General features: G+C 46.9%; 20 protein-coding genes and 1 other annotated feature. Of the genes, 13 read left to right on the top strand and 7 right to left on the bottom strand.

From position 1 onward, the window contains the following. Positions 1-25: 25 nt before the first annotated feature. The 9 genes from AAHF22_RS15225 to AAHF22_RS15185 all read left to right on the top strand — a co-directional run bounded on the left by AAHF22_RS15225 (position 26) and on the right by AAHF22_RS15185 (position 10670). Positions 26-589, top strand: a complete 564-nt coding sequence (locus AAHF22_RS15225; protein ID WP_347325885.1) for a degT/DnrJ/EryC1/StrS aminotransferase — start codon at positions 26-28, stop codon at positions 587-589. Continuing rightward, on the top strand, positions 579-1898 hold the full coding sequence (locus AAHF22_RS15220) for a DegT/DnrJ/EryC1/StrS aminotransferase family protein (protein WP_347325884.1): 1320 nt from the start codon (positions 579-581) through the stop codon (positions 1896-1898). The genes AAHF22_RS15225 and AAHF22_RS15220 overlap by 11 nt, the downstream gene beginning before the upstream one ends. Continuing rightward, positions 1895-2932, top strand: a complete 1038-nt coding sequence (gene argC, locus AAHF22_RS15215) for an N-acetyl-gamma-glutamyl-phosphate reductase (RefSeq protein ID WP_347325883.1) — start codon at positions 1895-1897, stop codon at positions 2930-2932. The genes AAHF22_RS15220 and argC overlap by 4 nt, the downstream gene beginning before the upstream one ends. Then, the gene (locus AAHF22_RS15210; RefSeq protein WP_347325882.1) at positions 2929-4827 is read left to right on the top strand and encodes a M20/M25/M40 family metallo-hydrolase; all 1899 of its coding nucleotides are present in this window, start codon (positions 2929-2931) and stop codon (positions 4825-4827) included. The genes argC and AAHF22_RS15210 overlap by 4 nt, the downstream gene beginning before the upstream one ends. Beyond that, entirely contained in the window at positions 4799-5578 is a 780-nt protein-coding gene (locus AAHF22_RS15205) for a thiamine pyrophosphate-binding protein (protein ID WP_347325881.1), read from the top strand. The genes AAHF22_RS15210 and AAHF22_RS15205 overlap by 29 nt, the downstream gene beginning before the upstream one ends. Beyond that, positions 5575-6513, top strand: coding sequence for a transketolase family protein (locus tag AAHF22_RS15200; RefSeq protein ID WP_347325880.1), 939 nt, complete (start codon positions 5575-5577; stop codon positions 6511-6513). Before AAHF22_RS15205 ends, AAHF22_RS15200 begins: the two co-directional genes overlap by 4 nt. Then, the gene (locus tag AAHF22_RS15195) at positions 6495-7739 is read left to right on the top strand and encodes an MFS transporter (protein ID WP_347325879.1); all 1245 of its coding nucleotides are present in this window, start codon (positions 6495-6497) and stop codon (positions 7737-7739) included. Before AAHF22_RS15200 ends, AAHF22_RS15195 begins: the two co-directional genes overlap by 19 nt. Continuing rightward, positions 7721-8962, top strand: a complete 1242-nt coding sequence (locus AAHF22_RS15190) for an ATP-grasp domain-containing protein (RefSeq protein ID WP_347325878.1) — start codon at positions 7721-7723, stop codon at positions 8960-8962. Before AAHF22_RS15195 ends, AAHF22_RS15190 begins: the two co-directional genes overlap by 19 nt. A 1291-nt stretch (positions 8963-10253) precedes the next feature. Then, positions 10254-10670 (top strand): LysM peptidoglycan-binding domain-containing protein, encoded by a 417-nt coding sequence (locus AAHF22_RS15185; RefSeq protein WP_347325877.1) that lies wholly within the window; start codon positions 10254-10256, stop codon positions 10668-10670. Between the two features lie 805 nt (positions 10671-11475). On the opposite strand, the gene mtnB is transcribed toward AAHF22_RS15185, so the two are convergent. From mtnB to AAHF22_RS15150, 7 genes are all read right to left on the bottom strand, one after another. Further along, positions 11476-12120 (bottom strand): methylthioribulose 1-phosphate dehydratase, encoded by a 645-nt coding sequence (gene mtnB, locus AAHF22_RS15180; protein ID WP_347325876.1) that lies wholly within the window; start codon positions 12118-12120, stop codon positions 11476-11478. Then, positions 12117-12791, bottom strand: coding sequence for a 2-hydroxy-3-keto-5-methylthiopentenyl-1-phosphate phosphatase (locus AAHF22_RS15175; RefSeq protein ID WP_347325875.1), 675 nt, complete (start codon positions 12789-12791; stop codon positions 12117-12119). The genes mtnB and AAHF22_RS15175 overlap by 4 nt, the downstream gene beginning before the upstream one ends. After that, positions 12788-14002 carry a 2,3-diketo-5-methylthiopentyl-1-phosphate enolase gene (locus AAHF22_RS15170; RefSeq protein ID WP_347325874.1) on the bottom strand — a complete coding sequence of 405 codons (1215 nt, stop codon included), beginning with the start codon at positions 14000-14002 and terminating at the stop codon, positions 12788-12790. Before AAHF22_RS15170 ends, AAHF22_RS15175 begins: the two co-directional genes overlap by 4 nt. Beyond that, the gene (gene proC, locus AAHF22_RS15165; protein ID WP_347325873.1) at positions 13999-14868 is read right to left on the bottom strand and encodes a pyrroline-5-carboxylate reductase; all 870 of its coding nucleotides are present in this window, start codon (positions 14866-14868) and stop codon (positions 13999-14001) included. Before proC ends, AAHF22_RS15170 begins: the two co-directional genes overlap by 4 nt. Positions 14869-15055: 187 nt before the next feature. After that, positions 15056-16306 carry a glutamate-5-semialdehyde dehydrogenase gene (locus AAHF22_RS15160; RefSeq protein ID WP_347326061.1) on the bottom strand — a complete coding sequence of 417 codons (1251 nt, stop codon included), beginning with the start codon at positions 16304-16306 and terminating at the stop codon, positions 15056-15058. A 239-nt stretch (positions 16307-16545) separates the two neighbouring features. After that, entirely contained in the window at positions 16546-17655 is a 1110-nt protein-coding gene (gene proB / locus AAHF22_RS15155) for a glutamate 5-kinase (protein ID WP_347325872.1), read from the bottom strand. Between the two features lie 61 nt (positions 17656-17716). Further along, positions 17717-17936, bottom strand: a binding site (T-box leader). Between the two features lie 290 nt (positions 17937-18226). After that, positions 18227-19432: a pyridoxal phosphate-dependent aminotransferase gene (locus AAHF22_RS15150; protein WP_347325871.1), complete on the bottom strand. Its 1206-nt coding sequence runs from the start codon at positions 19430-19432 to the stop codon at positions 18227-18229. 400 nt (positions 19433-19832) lie between these two features. On the opposite strand from AAHF22_RS15150, the gene AAHF22_RS15145 reads away from it, so the two are divergent. The 4 genes from AAHF22_RS15145 (at position 19833) to AAHF22_RS15130 (ending at position 23793) form a co-directional block, all read left to right on the top strand. Next, entirely contained in the window at positions 19833-20642 is an 810-nt protein-coding gene (locus AAHF22_RS15145) for a carbon-nitrogen family hydrolase (protein WP_347325870.1), read from the top strand. Between the two features lie 969 nt (positions 20643-21611). Then, the gene (locus tag AAHF22_RS15140) at positions 21612-22550 is read left to right on the top strand and encodes a ring-cleaving dioxygenase (RefSeq protein WP_347325869.1); all 939 of its coding nucleotides are present in this window, start codon (positions 21612-21614) and stop codon (positions 22548-22550) included. 123 nt (positions 22551-22673) lie between these two features. After that, positions 22674-23279: an alpha/beta hydrolase gene (locus AAHF22_RS15135; protein WP_347326060.1), complete on the top strand. Its 606-nt coding sequence runs from the start codon at positions 22674-22676 to the stop codon at positions 23277-23279. Positions 23280-23670: 391 nt separating this feature from the next. Next, entirely contained in the window at positions 23671-23793 is a 123-nt protein-coding gene (locus AAHF22_RS15130) for a putative metal homeostasis protein (protein ID WP_347325868.1), read from the top strand. Positions 23794-23960: the final 167 nt, after the last annotated feature.

The following is a 23960-nucleotide window of genomic DNA, read 5'->3' as shown; positions in this document are numbered from 1 at the left end:
CCGTGTCTTGAATAGCGGGATTATTATGAGCATCGAAAAAAACGAGAAGGAATTAAAAGGTCTGGAAGCGACACTGTCCAAATTGTCCCGTAAAACGTATGTGAATTTGTACAATAGCTTCACAGGCGCCATTCATGGCGCACTGTGGGGTCAAGATCTCGTATATGGCAGTCAAGCGTCATTGCATGCAGCAGCAACCGAACAGGAACGTCGGTTTGTTGATTGGCTCGGTATCCTTGCGGTCAGCGGATTGCATCATCCGTATATTGTGATTGAGATCGACTGGAACAATTTGCAGCAGCTCGATACATTGTTGCAGCAGCATAGTCAGGAGCAGGTCATTATCGTCAATTTTACCGGATTATCGTTCGGGCCTGTGGCAGCACTGCTCACGAATGACGAGACGCTGTATAAAAAGTCGGAACGGTTAAAAATATTCGGTGCATTTGATCTGCGCACGATGTGGACACAAACGGAACAGGAGCTGGATATCCAGCCGGGTGTGCAATTTAATTATCGCTTGAGTCCGTTAGTGGGAGCATGTGTAAAACTGGCCTTGTTACGGAGGGATAAACAGCATGAAGACTGATTTCAATCTGAATATACTGGAATTGCCACAGGAGCAATGGGCACATGATCAGCTGGCGATTGATGGCGGCAAAGCTGTACTCGCTCCAGCCGGACGCAAAACGATATTTCCGAATATTACGAAGGAAGATGTGCTGCAAATGATGATTTCGATTCAGAAGCAGCCAGACGAAGTGATTGCCGAATTTACCGAGCAGTATCGGCAATATGTCGGTGCCCATTATGCAATTGCAACTGCCAGCGGCACATCAAGTCTGCATCTGGCGCTGGTCGGGGCAGGAGTGGAGCCAGGTGATGAAGTGATAGTGCCTGCCTTTACGTTTATCGCGACCGCGCAGGCGGTAGTAGCTGCCAAAGCGATCCCGATTTTTATCGATATTGATCCCGATACGTATTGCCTGAACGTGAATGAGATCGAAAAGCTGATCACGCCACGGACGAAGGCGATTATGCCGGTTCATGTGCATGGTCTGCCTGCCAATATCCCGGCGATTCGACAACTATGCGAGCAGTATCAATTGAAGCTAGTCGAGGATGCGTCCCATGCTCATTCCGCTTCCATCGATGGACAGCTATGCGGTTCGCTTGGCGATACGGCCGGACAAAGTTTGATGGCTGACAAAAATTTCCCTGTCGGCGGCGAAGGCGGGATCGCCTTTTTCAAGCATGAAGCCGATTATGTGCGTGCCCGGCAGTTTTTGGATCGTTCCGGCATTGACTACACGATCTCATGGATTGCGGCTGCATTTGGGATCAGTCAGTTGCAGCGTTTGCCTTATTATGATGCGATTCGGCAGCGGAATGCCCATCATCTGATCGAGACCTTGCAATCCACGACCTTATTCAAAGGGCCATTTATTCCAGAAGGCTATACCCATAGTTTTAATATGTTTCGGATTCAGCTTCGTGTCGATCTGCCGCAATTTGCTGGTATTCCTCCTTATCAGGTAAAGGAAGCGATTCAAACGATTTTGATGGAGGAAGGGGTATTTGCCCGTGAGTGGCAAAATGTACCGATTCCGGGTCATTTACCGTTTATTAATCGAAAAGGCTTTGGCAATCAATATCCATTTCATTTATATGAAGGGGAAGAGTTGCCATACGGGTTGGAACATTTTCCACATACGTTGCATATGCTCAACACGACGCTCGCCATTTGCCGAGAATTGCGCTCACCTGTTGAATACGAGAAATTGCTTACGTATGAACTTGCATTTAAAAAGCTGGATCAGCATATTGATCAGATCGCGGATTATGCCCGTCAGTTGAACAGCCAGCCACCTTATGAACGGGATGCACGGCTCGGATGAGTGTATACAGAGTCGGCATATTAGGCGGAAATGGATTTGTTGGCGGCGAGCTGTATCGGCTATTGAGCGTCCATCCACAGTTTCGCGTTGAATTTGTTTCGTCCGAGTCGAAGGCAGGCACTCTGGTAGAGAAGACGCATAAGGCGTTTTTATATCGTAAAGTTAATCCGAAACTGACGTATGCGAAGCTAAGCGAGTTGGATGGGCAGTACGATTGTATCTTTTCCGCGCTGCCAACCGGTGTGTTGCCGCAGCAGCTTGAGCATGTGCTGCAACATACTAAGCGTATTTTTAACGTCAGTGGTGATTATCGTTTTACGGATAACAATGTATTAGAGCGTTATTATCCTAAATCAGTCGCTACGACCCAGCAGGCGAACAGTCATTACTTTATTCCAGAACTATCGGAAGTGAATCCGCAGGCAACGGTCGTTAATTTGCCGGGCTGTATGGCAGTCGCGTCCATATATGCGATTTATCCGTTAGTGCTGCATTCGTTAATTGAAGGTCATGTGTTTATCGATGCCAAAACCGGCTCCAGTGGTGCAGGCAAAAGCAGCGGTGAAACGCATGCCGATCGAGTAAACAATTTTAGATTGCACAAAGGGTTTGAGCATCGGCATGTGCCGGAAATCGCTCGTATTGCGCATACATATAGCTCCGATGCGCTGGATGTTTCCTTTGCCGCCTTTAGTCTGGATATTGCACGCGGCATTTTCGTGAGTGCCTATTCGGTATTGAAGCAAGGTGTGGAAGAAAGCGATGTGAAAAAAGCTTTTTTCCAGGCGTACCGCTCCAAGCCGTTTATCCGCTATTCCGGTCACGCTGCGCCCGGACCGATGCTCAAAACGGTGCATGGCACCAATTATGCGGAAGTCGGCTTTATCGTTAAAGAGGGCAAATGTCTCAGTCTTGTCTCGATTGATAATTTGCTCAAAGGGGCGGCAGGGCAGGCGATTCAAGCCGCTAATCTGTATTATGGCATTCCAGAAACGACCGGTTTAATAACAGAACAGGAGGGAATCTGGCCGTGATAAACAATCTGTATGTGATCAAGCTGGGCAGTAGCACGATCGTGAACAGCCAAACGATTTTTGCGGAAATCGCTGAATTGTCCGGTCGTGGTGCCAAAATTTTGCTGGTCGGCGGAGGCGCAGAGGCGATTGAACAAAAGTTTGCTGAGCTGAACGAGCCGCTTAAATTTGTAGAATTGGAAAATGGCGATCAGGCACGTTATTGTCCGCCAGCCGATATGGGCAAAATCATTCAGGCATATGAAGATTATATTTTGGCTCCGATTCGTCAGGCGTTGCAAGCATACGGATTATCGGTATTGGCGCAAGTTGCCGGTGCACATGGTTGGGTGCAGGGTAAGCAAGGCAAACCGCTCAAAGTTAGAAAAGACGGCAAAAAGCTGATCGTCCGTGATTCGTTATATGGCAGCTATACATCAACTCGTCATGAGCTGCTGTTACAACTTATACAGGCATATGATGTCGTATGTGTAACGCCGCCGATCTATGATCCGTTGATCGCAAACTATATTAATATTGATGCCGATATGCTCGCCGCCCATTTGGCGATAGCTACGGGCGCGAGTCATGTGCGCTTTGTGACCGGGACGGCAGGTGTATTGCGCGATGTGGCAGATGCGAAATCGACGATTCCCGATATTTACCCGCAGCAGGAGCCGATTATCGTTTCCGGACGAATGAAGCAAAAGCTGCGCGCTGCTGAGCTGGTGCTGGCGCAGGGAGTGGCGGATATTGCAATTACCGGGCCGCATACGCTGCATGGACCAGGCCAAACCTGGTTCTGGCGCGGAGTGGATGTGCCGGCAGATATGCAGCTACTGCATCAGGCGATCAGCATTGCATCCGTATCGGGTGACGAAGCGGTGCTAGCTGAATTTTTGCGTGAGCGTGTTCGTTCAGAGCAGATTACGACGACGATTGATGCCGCTGGCAATATTGTATGCAGTAAAGGCGAAGGCTCACACACATTACTGCTGCTCGGACATATGGATACCGTGCCTTATGTATGGCCCAGTACAGCGGATGCAATGCAGTTGACTGGACGAGGAAGTGTGGATGCGAAAGGCAGTCTGATCAATTTTATCGAGGTGCTGAGGCAATTGGATGTGCCACCGCCATTTCGCGTGCTGGTGATTGGGGCGGTAGAGGAAGAAATATCTTCGTCTGCCGGAGCGTTTTATGTGCGTGATCATGTGCAGGCGGATGCGGTCATTATTGGAGAGCCGAGTGGCACAAGCCATTTAACGCTCGGTTATTATGGTCTGCTGAAGCTAAAGCTGGATGTAAGGCAAAAACAACAGCATTCCGCCGGTAAAGATAGCATCAGTCCAATCGATCGTATTTATCAACTCGCCGCTCAGCTGCGTCAGCAGATCGGAGAATATGATCCTGACCATGTATCTGCCCTGATTGAGCTGAGTTCCGGTATCGATGGCGGGGAGCATTACGCTTCAGCGATATTGAATTTTCGCATATCGCCAGCGGCACAATCGGGTTATCGTGAAGCGATTGCCCAATTGGAGTCATCCCATAGCCGGATCACCATTTTACGCGATACGCCGGGTTACCAAAATTCGCGGCGCGACGAGCTGGTCAAATCATTTGTGCGGGGCGCAAGTAGTGTGCTGCCGGATCGATTAGTATTGCAAATGAAAAAAGGCACCAGCGATATGAACACACTGGCGACGACATGGACGACGATCCCGATGGTCGCTTATGGGCCGGGTGATGCCAGTCTGGATCATACCGATGAAGAATATGTGAATGTGGATGAAGTGCGGTTAAGCCGTCAGGTGTTGTTAAACAGCATTCAAACCTGGTTCTCGCTGACAACGAAGAAGGAGCTGACCACTAAGGAGGAAGTGTATGCTTTCAACAGTGAACAAGCTACATGAACAGACGATCCAGGCGCGTAAGCTTATTATCGATATGGCAGCCACAGAGGTCGGTTGTCATATCGGCGGCAGTTTGTCCGTCATCGATGTGCTATTGACCAGCTTTGCTCTGTACGGTAACGATGAGCGCAACCGCATCATTTTAAGCAAAGGACATGCGGCAGCCGCATTGTACAGTACATTGTACGTACTCGGCTGGCTACAGGACAATCCAGCAGACAGCTATGGGCAAAAGGAGTCGCTGTTTACCGGTCATCCGAACTATCTGCTGCCGCACATTCCGTTTGCCACCGGCAGTCTCGGTCATGGTCCGGCATATGGGGCAGGCTGGGCATTGTCGCAACGGCTGCGCGGCGAGCAAGGACGAAGCATTGTCATTAGCGGTGACGGCGAATTGCAGGAAGGTAGTTGCTGGGAAGCATTACAAGTAATCGCTGCCAAACAGCTGCATGCCTATACACAAATTGTCGATTATAATGGCGGACAAAATGATGGACTTGTGCAGGATATCTCTCCATTGCCCCAGCTTGCTGATCGATTTAGCTCGTTCGGCTTTGAAGTTCGCGAAATTGATGGTCATGATCTCCAGCAGATTACCGCTGCCCTGGAAGTAAAGACGAATCGTCCGCTGGCGATCATTGCGCACACGATCAAAGGCAAAGGCATTGCAGCGATGGAAGGCAACCCCGCAGCCCATTATGCCAAAATTAGCCGTGCGCAAGCTTGCAAATGGAAGGAGGCGCTGGGATGACACTGTCGGGAAGAGACGCCTATAAAGACGAATTAACACGGCTGGCACAAACGGATACACAAATTGTAGCTCTGGAGGCGGATTTGGGCGGCAAAAAGCATCCATTTGAGCAGCAATTTCCGGATCGTTTTTTCAATCTAGGCATTGCTGAAATGACGGCGGTCGATCTAAGTGCTGGGTTGGCAGAAGGAGGCTTTACCCCATTTTTCTCGACTTTTGCTCCATTTGTCGCCCTGCGTTGTGCAGAACATATCAAGCTGGCACTCGGTTATATGCGTAAAAATATCAAAATCGTCAGCTGTTATGGCGGCGTATCGGGCGGCTGGTTTGGCACGACCCATCACGCACTGGAAGATATCGGTGTGATGCAGACATTTGAAAATATTCGGATCGCCTGCCCGCATGGAGAAGAGGAGACACGCCGTGTGATCCGGGAAGCAGCCGCTTCGCCAGAGCCTTATTATATCCGTTTATCTCGCAACGATACATTTGACAGCTTGCCTTCACTGGCAGAAGACGATGAGCTGATCGTCGATAGGAATTGGAATGAGGATGCACCGATCGCGCTCGTCTCGGTCGGTGAACAGGCAACCGAGATGGCTATTCGCATCAAGCGGCAACAACCCGAATGGAATCATGTGCATCTCTGTTATGTGGATAAACAAGCGTTAATTACTAATTTGCAGCGGATTGAACAGAGTGGACAGCAGATTGTCGTGCTGGAAGAACATCGCCGTGCAGGTGGGGTTGGCTCCTATTTAAGCTTATTGCTGCCCCACAAACAAATATATGCGTTCACCCCGAATGAACGGTGGCCCAAATACGGTGGCAGTCATCAGGATGTACTGGACTATCTGGGCTTTACGGAAGAACGGCTGTACACGTTTATTCACGATATTCGGAAAGGAAGTTTGCTATGTTCGTATCCGTACTGAGAAATGCTCAGTTTCGCAACTTTCTAATTTCCGATGTCATTTCCGGTTTTGGTGTGGGGATGGCGACGATCGGGGCCAACTGGTATGTGATGACCGAAACCGGCTCCAATCAATATGTTGGCTTTTTGCTCACATTTAACGTGCTGGCAGGTTTTCTCGTTTCACCGCTGGCAGGTATTATTACCGACCGCTTTGACCGAAAAAAAGTTATTTTATGGACGTATGTGCTGCGAGCTGTGTTGCTGGCATTGCTGGCGGTATTATTTATGGTGCGAGGATTCAGTATGCCGCTCATGTACGGGTTTGCCGTCATTAACGGCATCGGTTGGACGATCTATATGGCGGCTTCGCGCAGTTTAGTGCAGGAAATTTTGCCGGAAAAGGTGCTGGTCAATGGTAATTCGTTTATTGAGATTAGCTTACAGGTAGGCATGTTTTCGGCAGGTGCTTTATCCGGGGTAATCTATAAGTTTTACGGGTTTGAAGCCATTTTGCTCATTAATATTACCGTTTTTTTAATTAGCGGTGTCGTGCTGGCAGCGATTCGTTATCCATCGATTGTGCACACGCAAACCGAAGGGAAGCAGGAAAGCTTCTGGCACAGTTTTCGTGCAGGCTTAACCTTTTTGTGGCAGCGGCAAACGATTTTGCTGCTCGGGATCATCTCGATCGTGCCGCTCGCCGTAACGATGTTATACAATGTGGTGCTGCCCGCTTATGTCAATATTAGCTTGCAAAGCGATAGTATCGTATTCGGGTTAGCGGATATGTTTTATGGCATTGGCGGCCTGATATCTGGTTTTCTCGTCTCGCTGCTGATCGTCAATCTGTCTCATAAGCAGCTGGTATATTTGTTTTTTGTGCTGGCAGTTGTCAATTTATTCGCGCTGTATGCCAATCCATATGTATGGCTCGTGTACGCCGGCAGCTTTTTGCTTGGACTTTGCAATTCTTCATTGCGCATTGTGATGAACACGCTATTGATGGAAAATGTGCAGAAGGCGTTTATGGGGCGTGCGATGGCGGTATGGACTGGATTATCGCTGTTAATTCAGGCAGGTGGTTCGTCCGGCATCGGGATCATCATTGACCGTTTTGGCGCGAATTATGGCTTTTTGATTATGAGTGCGATGATGGGAGTTGGATTGATCGGTTTTGTAGCAATCGCAGAACGTATTCACAGTTTGACCAAAAAGGAGACGACCAGATGGCCAATAAACGAATAATTTTTGTGGAACCGAGCTTTTATGGTGTTAACTTTGTGAAAGAGGCGAAAGCGCTCGGTTGCGAAGCGGTCGTAATCGTTTCTTCCAAAGACAATCCTGCTCTATACGGTTATGAAGGCTGGTATGATGATCTACTCGTCGCAGATATTCGGGATGCGGAATCAATTTATGCAGCGATTAAAAATAGTCCGTATGATGGACAATTCCAGGCGCTCATTCCGGCAACCGATTACGCTTCTGCCGTCACGGCGGAAGTGGGCGAGCGGCTGGGCATTCATGGTACATCGGCGGAGGCAGCGCTGAATGCGCGCAATAAGGATCGAGCAAGACAGGTATTTGCACAGCAACATGTGCCAAGTGCCCAATTTGCTGTCGTTAGCGAGCTGGAGGAGGCGATCGCAGCAGCAACTCGGATCGGATATCCGGTTGTGCTCAAGCCAACAAATGCCGCCAGCAGTCAGGGCGTATATTTTGTGGACAATGAAGAGGTGCTACGCCACGCATTTGCCGAGCTGAGTCAATTCAAAACGACGTATATGGATTTTAAAGTGCGCGAGGAGTATTTAATTGAGGAATATTTGACCGGTCCGGAGTTTAGTGTAGAAATTTTCCTTGATCAAGGGGAAGTGGCATTTGCCGAACTTACCGAAAAGCATACGTCTGATCTACCTTATTTTGTGGAAACGCTGCATGTGTTTCCTTCGTCCATTTATCAGGAACAACGGGAGGAGATTATTGCTGTGGCGCGGCAAGCGGTGCTGGCGCTCGGTATTCATAATGGTCCGGCCCATGTTGAGCTTAAATATACGGAAACAGGCGCGAAAATTATTGAAGTGAACGGTCGTCCAGGTGGTGACAATATTACGTCCGATCTGATCATTCATGCGTATGGCATTAATATTTTCCGCGAAACGATCCGTAAATATTTGTCCGAGCCACTTGATATTCAAAAACAGAAAGTTCATGCTTCCGCGATTGGCTATGTGCTGGCGGATCGTAAAGGAACGCTGCATTCGATTGACGGGTTGGAGCATCTGAACAATCATCAGCAAGTGAAACGGTATCATATTGGGGCGGAAGCAGGCACAACTGTTGATATTGCTCGCAGTTCAGATGATCGGCTGGGCTACATTATCGTTGAAGCGGATACACCTATCGCGGCAAGAGAGCAAGTCCAAGAGTTATTGTCCCGGATTGAAATTCGTTATGCCGAATCATTATAAATGCTAGTATAAGGAAGGGATACACAGTCGACTTCGTGTATCCCTCGTTTCATCTAAACTTAACTATTCATTTAGATAGATAGATTTATAGCCATATAGCTTCATTTATGTAGCTTGATTGCTCAGTAGAAGGCACGATTATATCCGAAAAGGAGACATCCTAACTGGTAGTCATGAACAGAAAGTCATAAGCAAAAATGTACAATCGAACGATTTTGCGTCAAAATTTGATTGATAATAAAGTGATCATAGGTCGCTTGCAGCTCATTTTATCGCCAGGGTGACATAATCATTAGTATACATAACATCGAAAATTAACATGGAAATGTATGTTGGATTAGATTATTTTCAAAAAAATTAAAGAAATATTAGCGTGTATTATTTGTTTTTTTATTAACAATAAATACAATTTATATAATAAAAAGGATGTTTGGAGAAAATGAATAAAAAACCGGATTTGTTGTATATTATGCAACGCGGTTTATATTAGCGCTTAATATAACTAAAATGACATATCTGGAATAAATCATTCAATTTTAACATGATGAGAGCAAGCGACCACTTTTGATGTCAGGTTTGTGAAAAAACGATTTGTTTTACAAACAGCAAATAAATGAACGAATGAATGGAGAAAATTGAGTAGGTGAACGTGACATGATTTTCCGAAAGAGTGAAAGAATCCAGTTATATAGCAAATAAATAGTTATGCTAATTATTATACCAAAGGTCGATTATAGACTGGATCGCTATCCAACCTAGCTTTTATGACGTGCAAATAGATCGTATGATGGGCATAGAGAGCTGCTTTTAAACAGTGAGCTAGCTTGTTTTTGATAAATTATGTCAGGAAATATTACACAAAGAAAGGATGTAACAGAATGATGAACGAAAATGTCTACCATACTGAAATGTAAACAAAATGTGAAAAATTATGCACTTTATTTCAAAAAAGAATTAAGAGGATGTAAAATGTAAGCGTTATATTTAAATGTTATATATTACCAATTAGCATGAAGAAAATCATTTTGATGCTATTATAGTCATTTCGATAGGCTTGCAATTTATTTGAAATAGGAGTAAAGTAGCTTTTGCCCTCATTAAAACAAGTACCGGATGATTAAAAAAGCTGCATAAGTTTTATATTTATACATCAGTATGATGCTTTCTACGTATCCGTATTCGTAAATACGTTACTGTCATCAACTCAGCTTTTTTACTTAAATGGCGCCGTCCTGAGACGGTGTAATAAACAACATGATATAAAAACATAACCTAAGGAGAGATTCCAATCATGAACAAGAACATTCAAAAAGTCCTATTATCTACTGCTTTAGTTGCAGGCTTCGGTGCTGTAGCTGTATCCGCTCCATTCAGCGCAAGTGCTGCTCCAGTTGAAAAGTCTAACCATGACAAACGTCAAGACAAAGAAGAGCGTATGTCGAACAACGCTGCTTTCCTGGCAGCTCAAGAAGCTCAATTCCAAGCAATGTTCGGTACGCCTGCTACTGAAGAAGCTACAAAAGAAGAAGCAGCTGCCCCTAAAGAGACAACTGCTACTGAACAAGCTAAAAAAGAAATCACTGTTGTCGTTCCACAAGGTGCCAGCCTGACTGATCTTGCTGCTCAATATGGCGTAACTGTAGACGAGCTGGTTGCTGCCAACAACCTGCTGCCTGCTGGTTACCAACTGACTGTTCCACAAAAATAAGAAGTACGTTGATCTGATCGGCCAAGAACAGATCATAGCATAACGCATACTCATGAAATCCATTGCTGCCACAATGGGTTTCGTGTGTTGTCTTTACTTCCTTTTGTGCAACAAATGCAACAAAGTCAAGTTATGTAGAGATGACGAAATGTGATCGCTTGCTTTATACGATTGAATTTAGTATACGGGTATTTGTAATAAAGGGCAATAATAAAAATTGATTTTTATACAAAAAAAGCTGACATTAAATGAGATGTCGGCTTTTTTGTGCGTTTTCACCGCTATAATGACGAATGATTAACAATATAATATGATGAATGTTCGCTTATTCCTATACCAGTGCTGTTTATTTTCCATTTTTATACAATCAATAAAGTAGTACCATTCATTTACACCGTTTACGAGGTATAGAGGATGGTAACTTCGGCGAACAGCGTATGCTCATAGTAGGGCGTTTATGTAAACTCGTATATGGATAAACAGCATTTCACTGCGGAAAGGAAATAAAGGGAAAGGACGACCTGTAGTGTTAACAATTTTCCAACAGGGGGTTCAATAAAAAAGTGGATGTTACGGAAACCAAATATTGTACATCTTCCGAGCACAGGAATCTACATTTCATTACTATGCTGTAGATTGTTATGTTAGCCGGGAGATCATCCTTATTTTTTCCCAGAGTGATATAGGTGACCACAAAAACAGCCACACAGCTATAACAAAAACAATTTGCATACATGGCCGAGTAGACAAAAAAGGTAGTCCGGTCTGATCCACAGCCGGACTACCTTCTATATAAAAGACTAGCTTATTTACGGAGCAGCAGATCACGATAAATGTACTCGAAAATAAACTCAAATGCCTCCAGATGACGTTTCGCTTCAAACGCATTTTGTCCCCACGCATAAATGCCGTGTCCACGCAGCAGGATGCCCGGTATCGCCGGATTGAGCGCATCCGGTACTAATTCCGCAATCCGTGGAATGTCCGCATAATTCGGCAACACAGGCACGGTAATCGCGGCATTTTCTTCCCAGATATTAAATGCTTTGATCAGTTCCAATCCTTGAATCGGAACCTGACCTTGCTCACCGAAATATTCGCTGACCAGATTGTTAAATACCGTATGCACATGAAACACTGCTCCACAGCCAGTTTTGCGATAAATTTCACAGTGAATCAACGTCTCGGCGCTTGGACGTAATGCCGTTGTCTCACAGGCATGACCGTTCTGATCGACGAACAGAAAGTCGGAAGGAGTGCTCACCGATTTATCTTTACCACTCGCTGTAATTGCAAAATGGAAGCTATCCGGTGTATAGTCACCCACTCGCAGTGACAGATTACCACTGGTGCCCGGAAACCAGTGACGGGCAGCAAATTGTTCTTTAATGCCGCTCAGCTCTTGCCATACCGTTTGTTTGTGCTCTAAAGGGATATTAACGAAACTCATGAATGAATCGCTCCTATTCTTTGTCGAAAGTCGGCAATGATATCGTGAAAAGTTTCAAACGGCACATGAGGTACACCCAGCTCGCGACATTTTTCGGTCAGTGTAGAACGGGAGTAGACCAGATCGGCAATTTTCGCGCCTTCAAAATCGGTCACACTGTCGCCGATCAAAATTCGCTCATAACGTTCCGGTGGGAACTCGCGCATAACGGTCGTTTTGCACATGCCGCAATCATTACTACAATGCTCATCACATGGATGCGGCCATAAAATCTCGATATGTTCACCGGAAAAGTCGGCACCATTGCAAAAGATATGTTCGTCCGGTATACCAAACGGCTCCAATAGTGGCTTCAAAAAGAAGTCGATTCCACCGCTTGTAACGTAATACGGAATCTCCTGCTGGCGTACAAAAGCGAGAAAATCGGCAAAGCCTGCACGTATGCCAGCATGCTGCATTACAAAATCGATAATTTCCTGTTTTTGCGAAGAGGGCATTAGGGCAAACATCGCGCCTACTCCATCCCGAATCGAACGCTGTTGATGAAAGACTTCATTTAATATCGTTTCATAGCCAGCAGGGGAGAAATGCTTCATAATCGCTACAATATTGTCCGAATTCGTAATCGTACCATCAAAATCACAAAAGATGACCGGTTGCTTCATGTTCATCGCTCGCCACCCCAGATCTCCAATGCCTGTGCCAGTTCGGTATGTCCTTGCGCGGCGTAATCAGCCAGTGAGGTGTGAGCCAGCGCCGCATCAATCGCCTGCTGGAATGCGCGTCCGCCTGCGCTGGCACCGCCTGGATGACCGTGAATGCCGCCGCCTGCGTTAATAATCACCTCGGTACCAAAGTCTTTTAAAATGAGCGGGACTAAACCTGGATGAATACCGGCAGACGGCACTGGGAAGCTATGCTTATATGGCAAACTGCCTGTGATTAGTTGTTGTTGAATCGCCATATTTTCCTCGCGTGGCATCGTGACTGAGCCATATGGCGAAGGGAACAGTACTAGATCAGCGCCAGCCAGACGCATCAGCTGTCCAAGCAATACGGAAGCGGAAATGCCGTAATAGGGCGATGGATAGTACGCGCCAGCCAGTGCAGGATGCGCCATGATCGGAATGGAAATATCCGAATCGGCGCTTAACTCAGCGAGTACATCGTATCCGTATGATAATACGTTGAGTAGCAGTGCACTTGCACCAGCATCAATCGCTTTTTTCGCCTGTTCACGCAAACGGAATGTCGATCCTGTCAAATTAGCAGCGTACAGCACCTTTTTACCGGTTTCGGCTTGTGCGGCTTCGGCAGCTTTACGGCATGCTTCGACACGCTTCTCGATCGGAGTTAATTCATTTTCGAACAAAATTTCGTCATCTTTGATCAGATCGACACCGCCAAGCGCTTGCGCACTGAATTGACGGGTAAGCTCATCCAGATCATGACCGATCACGGATTTGAAAATACTCATGAGCAGTGGACGCTCCGGTACGCCGAGCAGTTGCCGTACACCGGGTACACCGAACTTTGGTCCTTTAAAATGACTCAGGAAATGTTCGGAAAATGCCAGATCTGTCAGCTTAATCCGTCCGTCCATCGAAATTTTGCCAAATACGGTGACCAGCAAAGCAGGAATATCGCTGCTGAAGTTGACATCCGGGTAGGCGATGCGAATATCGGCATAGCGCTCGCCTGTTGCGGAACGTGCTTCATCGACAGCAATCACTTCGCCCAGATGTTTCTTCATCGAAGCTTGTTTGGCAGCAGGCAGCTCGGTCCAGCTACCAACCGTCATGCCAACTGCGATGGAAGTCGCTTTTTTGTGAAAATCGGCCTGTTCATCGTAGCAACGATACGTTGCGATGCAATAGCTCATGAAAGTTCCTCCTTTAATGCTGCCCCCATTTCGCGGGAGCGTTCTGCACAACGTTCAATACCTTGTATGATCGTCTGCTTCATCTCGTGCTCGTCGAATACTTTGATCGCAGCAGCCGTCGCGCCATTGGGCGAAGTAACTTTAGCACGCAGCTCCGCAGGTTCTTCTCCGGTTTGTTGTACCATATGTGCCGCACCGATCGCCGTTTGGATCGTCAACTCACGTGCTTGCTCATGCGAAAGACCATTCTGTACACCTGCTGCAATCATCGCTTCCATCATATAGTATATATAAGCCGGGCCGCTGCCGGAAATACCGGTTAAGGTTTCCATTTGCTGCTCAGCGATTTCGGTTACCGTTCCTACCGCTTCAAACAGGCGGCGAACCGTTGTGCGTTGCTCGGCAGACACTTCATCCGAATAGACGATGCCGGTGGCGGCAAGTCCAATCGTGCTGGATGTGTTAGGCATCGTCCGTGCGATCGGTTGTGACTTACCAAGCAAGTGCTGGATCGTTTGAATTTCCAGGCCGGCAATAACAGATACGAGCAATTGCTCCGGTTTCAGCAATGGACTGAGCTGACGAAGCGCAGCCGCCGCATCGACCGGCTTCATCGCAAGCACGATAATGCCAGCCTGCTGCAATGCCCCGTCACGATCCGTCTCATTGCTAACGACCGTCACGCCGTAGCGCTGAATCAAATAGTTCAGACGATCTTGATTGTTACGATTGAGCATCGTCACCTGACCCGGAATGACGACCGAGCGATTGACCAGCCCGCGTAAAATAGCTTCTGCCATTGAGCCTGCTCCGTAGAAGCAGATCGATTGTTCAATTAATGCGTGTTGTGTTGAAGGATGACTCATCATTATCTTTCCTTTCTATTAAAGAAGAGCTGTCGATCTATCTGGCTAAAGAAGAGCTTTCGATCTATCTGGAAAATGAACTTTCCGTTTGGCGCATACTTTAAAGACGAATGTCAGATGCACTACTAACATACAGATCATTCTATGTCACAGATCGGTTCGGAATGATGTGCAGTTGCTGATGGAGTTAGCTGCGAATTTGACCGGTGCCGTAGATTTTGTATTTGGTTGAAGTGAGGGATGGTAATCCCATTGGGCCGCGGGCGTGCAGTTTTTGCGTACTGATGCCGATTTCGGCGCCGAATCCGAATTCGAAGCCGTCGGTGAAGCGAGTGGAAGCGTTATGGTAGACGGCGGCGGCGTCAACTTCTTGCATGAAGCGTGCAGCATGGGACGCATTCTCGGTTACGATACATTCCGAATGTTTCGTGCTATACGTAGCGATATGCTGTAAGGCTTCACCCAGTGAATCGACGATTTTCACATTTAAAATGTAATCATTATATTCGGTTGCATAGTCCTGCTCGGTTGCCAGCGTTGCCCACGGCAGACGCTCTAATGTAGCGGAACAGCCGCGAATTTCCACTTTATACTGTTCGCGCAGTTGCTCGGCAAGCTGTACGAATGCGGCTACATCATAATCGGCGTGTACGAGCAACGTTTCCATCGAGTTGCAGACGGATGGACGCTGAACTTTGGCATTGATCGCGATCTCGTTGACCATTTGCGTTAGAGCGGAAGCATCGACAAATGTATGACAAATACCAGCGCCTGTCTCGATAACAGGTACGGTGGAGTTTTGTACGACATTTTGAATGAGTGAACTGCCGCCACGTGGAATGATCACATCGATCAGTCCGTTCAGACGCATCAGTTCATTAACGGATGCGCGGTCGGAATCTTCGATCAGTTGCAGTGCATCGGCAGGAATCGCAGATTGCTCCAACGCGGAATGCAGCACTTCAACGATTTTACGATTGGACGCCAGTGCTGCGGAGCCGCCGCGTAATACGATGGCATTGCCGGTTTTTAACGCAAGTCCTGCGGCATCAACGGTCACGTTAGGACGGGCTTCGTAAATCATCCCGATCACACCGATCGGTACGCGGATTTTCTCGATATGCAGTCCATTTGGACGTTCGATCACTTCCAGCAATTCACCGATTGGATCATTTAATTCGACGATCTGGCGCAAGCCTGCGGCGATATCGCCGACACGTTTCGTATCCAAACGTAAACGATCCAGCAGCGATTCAGATGTACCGTTAGCACGCCCATTTTCAATATCTTCACTGTTAGCAGTTATGATAACGTCTGCTTGCTCGACGAGTGCATCTGCCATCATAAGTAGTGCTTTGTTTTTATCTTCGGTCGTAATGCTGGCAAGGGGAGATGCGGCTTTGCTCGCCAGTGTTGCTTTTTGTACAACTTCACTCATTTCAGTCATTGTGTATACCTCCTGACGCCCTGGGGCGGAATAATGATCGTGTGTATATTTATCATTTATGCTCAGCGTTATTTACCCTACAACGTATGCGTACAGAGCAGTTGCTACCACAGCATAGTCATATTAGCAGTAGAGTCATGGCAATGATCTACAATGATCTACATTATAATTCATTTGAAGAAGCACCCGTGCCAGCGGATAGGATTGGAGCAGCTAAACGTACCTGCAATTTACAATGTAATCCACTCATCACGGTGGATCGCTTCCAAATGCTGAATATAATCGAGACCCAGTGTTGTCGCGATGCGGCTGCTTGGCAATCCGGCAATCTGCTGTAATTGATCGTGATCATAGTTAACGATTCCGCGTCCGAGTGTCTCGCGTTGCAGATTGTGCACTTCGACGACATCGCCGGCATGAAATTGTCCTTCGATCTGACGAATGCCGACCGGTAATAAACTGCGTCCATTATCGATCAATGCTTTTTCCGCGCCTTCGTCCACAACGAGTGTGCCAAGCGGAACGCTGAGGAAGCCGAGCCATTGCTTTTTCATCGGCAGCGAAGCGCTATGAGTGGCAAAATACGAACCTTTACCGACACCGCGTGCTGCTGCCAGCAGATCGCCCGTTTCGGTTACACGTCCAACGAACACGGGAATACCGCCACGGGTAGCGATTTTGGCTGCATCGACTTTAGAGCGCATGCCGCCTGTTCCTACCGCCGAACCCGCACCGCCTGCGACTGCATAAATTTCGTCCGTAATTTCATCAATTCGATCATAACGAACCGCATCGGGATCTTTGCTCGGATTTGCACTGTACAATCCATCCACATCGGTCAAAATGAGCAAATGCGATGCGCGTGCCAGATTAGCTACGAGTGCAGATAATGTATCGTTATCGCCGAATTTGAGTTCGTCGACAGAGACGGTATCATTTTCATTAATGACCGGGATGACATCTTGCTTAAGCAGTTCTTCGATCGTCATGCTCGCATTAGAAGCACGCTTACGGTGTGTAAAGTCACCTCGTGTGAGCAAAATTTGTGCGCTGACCAAACCATGTGTGGCAAATGCTTGCTGGTAATCACGCATGAGTAATGCTTGTCCGACCGAAGCGGCCGCTTGCTTTTCATGCAATAGCTTCGGTCTGGTCACATAGCCGATCTCGCGGAATCCGGCAGCGACTGCACCGGAGGTGACGAGCAATACCGAATGTCCATGTTGCTGCAATGCAGCGATTTCTGAGGCAAAAAAGGCAACCGTCTCATGATTTAATCCGCCCTGTGGGCCGGTCAGCGAGCTGCTGCCGATTTTCACGACAATACGCTGATGTTCCATGTTGATTCACTCCTTTGGCATAACAACAAAAAAGACTTCCGTCCACGTATTCATATTGAATACAAAGGACGAAAGTCTGAACTTCCGCGGTACCACCTTTATTGACAGCCCAGAGCTGTCCGGCTTCGTGCCCGGATAACGGTGGGAAGACCGTCCGACGTTTGGCGCCGGAAGCTCGGGGGCAGGTTCGGCAGGAGCTGGCGGTGAATCCTTTCAGCCTCCGGAATTCACTCTCTATACACGCCGCTTGATTTGCTTACTATTCCCGTCATTGCATTAATTGTTGTTGCTGATTAGGATAGCACGGACTTGGACTTTTGCCAAGTACCGCGCCAGCGTTCAATAGAAATTTAATAATTGTACATGCGATATATACTTTAGATTTTATAGTAGTAGCCTTCTCTGTTGTAGGTCCCCGTCACGTCTACCGCGATGTTTAGATGTTTAAACCAAAGCGCTGTCTGTTGGGGTAAAATCATCGATTGTCATCACTTGCAACTTTACGTTTAAGCGAAAGCTACTTTTGGGCAAGCGGCTTGATCACGTCAACAGAACCAGTACCGCTGCTCACTCAGGCAAATAAGTTCAGTTTACCAATTCGCTGCACCGCTTCACGCAGACGTTCTTCTGAGGTGAGCAGACCGATGCGCACGTACCCTTCGCCACCTTCGCCAAAGCCGATACCTGGTGCGACCGCCACATGCGCTTGTTCCAGCACAATCGTCGCAAATTCACGTGAGGTCATTCCTTCAGGCACAGGCAGCCAGCAGAAGAAGGAGCCTTTTGGCACTTCGGCTGACCAGCCGATCTTCTCCAATTCTTCAAAAAAGGCGTTTCGACGCGACTCATAACGTGCCACCAGATCGGTTACACATTGCTGATCATCGGTTAACGCCCGTGCTGCCGCCGCTTGAATACCGCCAAACAGACTTACATACACATGATCCTGCATCAGATTGATCAAACGAATGATCTCGCGATTACCGAGGGCAAAGGCAACGCGCCAGCCAGCCATATTGTACGTTTTGGATAGCGTATAAAACTCGACGCCCACTTCTTTCGCGCCGGGAACTTGCAGAAAGCTGACTGGCTTTTGTCCATCAAATCCGATCGCTCCGTAAGCAAAGTCGCTCGCAACGACAATCTCATGCGCTCTAGCAAAAGCGACCGTTTCCTCGTAAAACGAGAGCGGAGCGGTAGCCGAAGTCGGATTGTTCGGATAGTTGAGGAACATCAATTTAGCACGTTCCAGCACATCTGGTGCGATCGCGCTATAGTTTGGCAAATACGCCTGCTGTTCGGTAAGTGGCATAAAGCTCATCTCTGCACCTGCCAGCGCTACACCAGACCAGTAATCGGGATAACCTGGATCAGGCACAAGACATACGTCGCCCTGTTGCAGCATAATCTGGCTAATTTCGATCAAGCCTGTTTTGCCGCCAAATAAAATGGCGACTTCGGTTTCCGGGTCAAGCTCTACCTCATAATCTTGCTGATATCGTTGCACAATCGCTTCTTTCAAAAAGGCATAACCGCTAAACGGAGAATATTTGTGATATTGCGGATTACTAGCCGCTTCGCGTAGCTCTTCCACGATATGAGGTGGGGTCGGCTGGTCTGGATTACCCTGACCGAGATTGATCACGTCATGACCTGCGGCAATTTGCCGATTCACATCCTGCACCAGCTTGGCGAAAAATTGCTCTGGCAGCTCATTCATCATCGCGGCAGGGCGAATCGGAAAGGCGGACACGCCAGCTTCGTTTACATTGGACATCGTATTCATCACTCCGGTTCGTTCAATTTTGAATGGTCGACTTTTGATGCTTCTACATAGTTATCCTAATCTATCACGATTTTTCCGATTGGCATAGAGAGTGGAGGGGAAAAGGTGAAGGCATATATAAGTGAAAGGATAGAAGTATTGCTTTTTCACAGGTGTGAAGGCTATGATAATCAAAATATAATGTTCACTCTATACGTTGATCTGTACGAGCAGATGACGAATCGGTTGAGCGATTATACAATGAGGGCGGTTCTTGAATGAGGATGTTTCTTTAAGTAAGAATGGTTATCTAATGAAGAGCCGTTATCAAGAATGTACTACGTGCTACCTCATCTACGATAGTAATGGATCATCAATCAATTCATTTAGGATACGCAAGGAGCGATGAACGATGGCTTCACAACAATACCATATTAGTTTGCTGCAAATGGATATCCGTCTCGCTGATCCGCAGCATAATCAGCAACGTGCTGGGGAATGGATCGCTAAAGCGATGAAGGCTCAGCCCAAGCCGGATGTGATCATATTGCCTGAAATGTGGAATACGGGCTATGCGCTTGATCGGCTAGATGGAATCGCCGAACCGGAAAATGGTGCCATTTGTCGCTGGTTAAGCGAGACGGCAGCTCATTATGAAATTACGATTGTAGGTGGCTCGATCTCAGAACAGCGCAGTAGCGGATTTTACAATACATTATATGCGTATGGACCTGACGGCAGTCAGCTGACGCGTTATGACAAAATCCATCTGTTCAAGCTGATGGACGAGGAGAAATTTATGCAGCCCGGTGAGCAACTGGCATTGTTTCCGCTGGGAGAGGTTACCGCAGCCGCGTCGATCTGCTACGATATTCGTTTCCCTGAGCTGGCGCGTACACTTGCGTTGGCAGGGGCAAAAGTATGGTTTGTACCGGCAGAGTGGCCGAATCCGCGTCTGCACCACTGGCGCACCTTGCTTACCGCACGAGCGATTGAAAATCAGATGTATGTGATTGCCTGTAATCGTGTTGGACGGGATGAGAAAAGTGAATTTTTCGGACATTCAATGATTATCGATCCGTGGGGCGAGATTATCGCTGAAGGCGGGGAAGAGGAAGGCATCGTGAGTGCAACGATTGATCTGGAGCTATCTGATGATGTGCGTGGGCGCATTCCTGTCTTTGCTGATCGTCGTCCAGAGTTGTACAAGCATGAAGACTAATCTAGTAGGTAGTTAGGCTATTCAATTAGGGGGTTAGGGTGTGTATGCAAACGGTTTGTACTGGGCATCAACTACTGTGGGAAGGAATAAGCTCGGCATCGACCACTGCGATAAGGAATAAAGTGACGGACTCTGGTATTGTACAGGAATCTACGGAGTAGAAGATCATTGTAGATTCCTGTGCTCGTGCTCAGAGTACCAAAACTATGATGGCTGCAAAGTAGACTATGGCGGTGACTGAACTCAGACCTAGAACCCGAACCCGAACCCGAACCCGAACCCGAACCCGAACCCGAACCCGAACCCGAACCCGAACCCGAACCCGAACCCGAACCCGAACCCGAACCCGAACCCTACCTGCTTGCTACGAGGAAGCCAGTACGATCAGTGAAGCTGATGGCTGGCTTTTTTGTATTTGGATTTTGCATTAAGATAAGCTGTAAAGTAGACTGTCAGATTAAAACGCAGCAGACGCTGTGCGTCAACTAGACGTAACAGCTAGTCTTAACAGCCAGCTGTACAGCAAATAGTCAGGTTAAAACCTTTATCAAAACTTACTAAAAGTTAGTTAGTTGTACTTTCACGAGAGATTTGCTGATATGACTTTCTTTTACAAATAAATTGGCTATAATAAGAACTAGATAATATCTATAATTAAAGATATTTAAAATCAGGCGGTTATGTAAACGCCGTTAAGCCATTCAAAAGTATAGCTATATGTTTATGTTCAAATATCCGGTTTATAGGATATGAAGTTAATCATGACAAGGATTGCGTGCAAAGAATGGCATGCTCTTCCACAAGCGCAGAATATGAATTTACAATCTTACACTGATTAATAGTCACCTGATTTATAGTTAATAATTAACATTTAACAGCAAAATGAAATGTAGACATAGGAAGGCATCGACCCATCTTTACATCCTAACAAACGATACTATCATTCATCTAAAAAAGGAGCTGAACATCATGCAACTTCGTACAGCAGGTATTCACCATATTACGTCTTTTGTTACTGATCCACAGCGCAATGTCGATTTTTATGCCGGTATTCTAGGTTTACGGATGGTGAAAAAAACGATTAATTTTGACGCACCGGATGTGTATCATCTTTATTTTGGCAATGAAGCAGGGGCGCCAGGCACGATTGTTACTTTTTTCCCGCAGCCAGGTGCACGTCGTGGTGCTGTAGGTAGCGGTCAACTGGGAATTACGGTATTCGCTGTTCCAACGGGTTCACTTCCATTTTGGGAAGCACGGTTGAACAGACTCGGTGTTCATGTGGAAAAGGTTAGCCGTTTCGGTGAAGAACTGCTTCGTTTTGCAGATTACGATGGATTGCGAATTGAGCTGGCAGAGCGGGCAGAAGGCGCAGTAAGTAGCTGGCAATGGGAAGACATTACCGCAGATCAGGCGATTAAAGGTTTTGGCGGTGGTGTGCTGTTCAGTGCAAGACCAGAGCGCACATTGCATACGGTCGAGCATGTACTCGGTCTGGAACGTATAGCAGAAGAAGATGGATATGTACGGTTCCGTGCCACTGGCGATATCGGTAATATCATTGATGTAAATTCGCGCGAGTTGCCACGCGGCATCGGCGGCGCAGGAACCGTTCACCATATCGCATGGCGTGCGACTGATTTTGAGCAGCATGAACAATGGCGTACGCAAGTTGCAAATGCAGGCTTCCAGCCGACACCGGTGATCGACCGCCAATATTTTAACGCTGTCTATTTCCGTGAAGACGGGGGCATTCTGTTTGAGATTGCGACCGATCCACCAGGCTTTGCCAATGATGAATCAGCCGAGGCACTCGGTGGCAAACTGATGCTGCCAGCATGGTATGAGCCACAGCGCGACTTGATCGAAAGCAATCTGCTGCCGATTGAAGTTCGTTCGCTGTCATAATCAGTAATAGCGGTCATATAAATGGCGAGAGCTATCATATAACTACGGCATAGGATATACAACGTATTTACGTCCGACTAGGATTGGATCAATATAAAGGAGGCTATTAGGATGACAACAACGATGCAACATGTATTCAAACAAGGTACAGACCCGAATCAACCGGTATTGCTACTATTGCATGGCACAGGAGGAAATGAGCGTGATCTGTTGCCACTCGCTGAGCTGATTGCACCATCGGCTTCGGTGCTAGGTGTACGCGGAAATGTATCGGAGAACGGCATGCCCCGCTTTTTCCGTCGCCTTGCTGAAGGGGTATTTGACGAGCCAGATCTGATTGCTCGTACCCACGAACTGAATGCGTTTCTGGATGCAGCAGCAACGGAATATGGGTTTGATCGTCGTAATATCGTAGCTGTTGGTTATTCAAACGGTGCGAACATCGCGGCAAGCCTGCTGTTTCATGATAAACAATCTCTGCGCGGAGCGATTTTGCATCATGCGATGGTTCCACTTCGCAGCATTGAACTGCCTGATCTGACAGGTACGCCGGTATTTATGGCATCAGGCACTAATGATCCTATCGTACCGCGTGCTGAAAGTGAAGAACTGGGTCATCTGTTATCCGGTGCTGGAGCGAATGTGGAATTGCACTGGGAAAATAACGGACACCAGCTGACTGCATCTGAAGTACATGCAGCGGCAGCGTGGTTTAAAGTTAACTTTTGATGATATGAAAATACCTGTATACGGTGCTAGTTACCGATACAGGTATTTTATTGTTCAAGCCTGTATGCGAGACGAGCATACAGCATGAAGCCTATAGTGAGTAGTATGGATGGAAGTCAATCTATACAGTCAGTCTATTGAATGATCGGAAAGTAATAGCGAAATACGCAAATATAATATAAATACATTTAATAGTGTAGATAGAGAGTATGACATTGTGCAAATTGAAGTGGGGGAAATGTAATCGATTGAGCTTGCATAGTTGACAGTGAGAATAGTTATCATTTAAAATGTAAATTAATCGTAATAATTACTAATAATAAATAGAAGTAGATCATTTGAATTTTTACTGATCTGCTCATCTTTCCAAATCGAATGGAGGTCGCTAACTATGGCAAAAACAGATACAGCTACCGCTTACCGCCAATTGAAAAGTCCCAATAAAGTCACACGCGCTCGCGCACTGCGGATTATCAAGGAGGCGAAAAAGCAAAAGCTACAAAAACAAAGCTAATGGATGAGCTGCACACGTAAATCTGTGAGTATAGAAATATCTGAAAAGCTAAAGGTGAAAAAGTGGATAACTAAAAAGTGAAAAGCCAGCTGGTATTATCCCCTTTAAGTAGACATTCGAAAAAAGACATCTGTTAAGATGAACTTAATCATGTCAACAAAGGGGAT

Origin of the sequence: Paenibacillus wenxiniae (assembly GCF_039822605.1) — a bacterium.
Classification (GTDB): Bacteria; Bacillota; Bacilli; order Paenibacillales; family Paenibacillaceae; genus Saccharibacillus; species Saccharibacillus wenxiniae.
Note: the sequence above shows the minus strand (reverse complement) of the source record. Positions and strands in the feature narration are given on the sequence as shown.

Excerpts from the sequence above, each read along its gene's own strand:
- AAHF22_RS15135 (WP_347326060.1), top strand. The coding sequence starts at position 22,674 with ATGCAACATGTATTCAAACAAGGTACAGACCCGAATCAACCGGTATTG.
- AAHF22_RS15185 (WP_347325877.1), top strand. The coding sequence starts at position 10,254 with ATGAACAAGAACATTCAAAAAGTCCTATTATCTACTGCTTTAGTTGCA.
- AAHF22_RS15160 (WP_347326061.1), bottom strand. The coding sequence starts at position 16,306 with ATGAGTGAAGTTGTACAAAAAGCAACACTGGCGAGCAAAGCCGCATCT.
- AAHF22_RS15130 (WP_347325868.1), top strand. The coding sequence starts at position 23,671 with ATGGCAAAAACAGATACAGCTACCGCTTACCGCCAATTGAAAAGTCCC.
- proB (WP_347325872.1), bottom strand. The coding sequence starts at position 17,655 with ATGGAACATCAGCGTATTGTCGTGAAAATCGGCAGCAGCTCGCTGACC.
- AAHF22_RS15150 (WP_347325871.1), bottom strand. The coding sequence starts at position 19,432 with ATGTCCAATGTAAACGAAGCTGGCGTGTCCGCCTTTCCGATTCGCCCT.
- AAHF22_RS15175 (WP_347325875.1), bottom strand. The coding sequence starts at position 12,791 with ATGAACATGAAGCAACCGGTCATCTTTTGTGATTTTGATGGTACGATT.
- AAHF22_RS15145 (WP_347325870.1), top strand. The coding sequence starts at position 19,833 with ATGGCTTCACAACAATACCATATTAGTTTGCTGCAAATGGATATCCGT.
- AAHF22_RS15170 (WP_347325874.1), bottom strand. The coding sequence starts at position 14,002 with ATGAGCTATTGCATCGCAACGTATCGTTGCTACGATGAACAGGCCGAT.
- argC (WP_347325883.1), top strand. The coding sequence starts at position 1,895 with ATGAGTGTATACAGAGTCGGCATATTAGGCGGAAATGGATTTGTTGGC.
- AAHF22_RS15220 (WP_347325884.1), top strand. The coding sequence starts at position 579 with ATGAAGACTGATTTCAATCTGAATATACTGGAATTGCCACAGGAGCAA.
- proC (WP_347325873.1), bottom strand. The coding sequence starts at position 14,868 with ATGAGTCATCCTTCAACACAACACGCATTAATTGAACAATCGATCTGC.
- AAHF22_RS15200 (WP_347325880.1), top strand. The coding sequence starts at position 5,575 with ATGACACTGTCGGGAAGAGACGCCTATAAAGACGAATTAACACGGCTG.
- AAHF22_RS15205 (WP_347325881.1), top strand. The coding sequence starts at position 4,799 with ATGCTTTCAACAGTGAACAAGCTACATGAACAGACGATCCAGGCGCGT.
- AAHF22_RS15190 (WP_347325878.1), top strand. The coding sequence starts at position 7,721 with ATGGCCAATAAACGAATAATTTTTGTGGAACCGAGCTTTTATGGTGTT.
- mtnB (WP_347325876.1), bottom strand. The coding sequence starts at position 12,120 with ATGAGTTTCGTTAATATCCCTTTAGAGCACAAACAAACGGTATGGCAA.
- AAHF22_RS15195 (WP_347325879.1), top strand. The coding sequence starts at position 6,495 with ATGTTCGTATCCGTACTGAGAAATGCTCAGTTTCGCAACTTTCTAATT.
- AAHF22_RS15225 (WP_347325885.1), top strand. The coding sequence starts at position 26 with ATGAGCATCGAAAAAAACGAGAAGGAATTAAAAGGTCTGGAAGCGACA.
- AAHF22_RS15140 (WP_347325869.1), top strand. The coding sequence starts at position 21,612 with ATGCAACTTCGTACAGCAGGTATTCACCATATTACGTCTTTTGTTACT.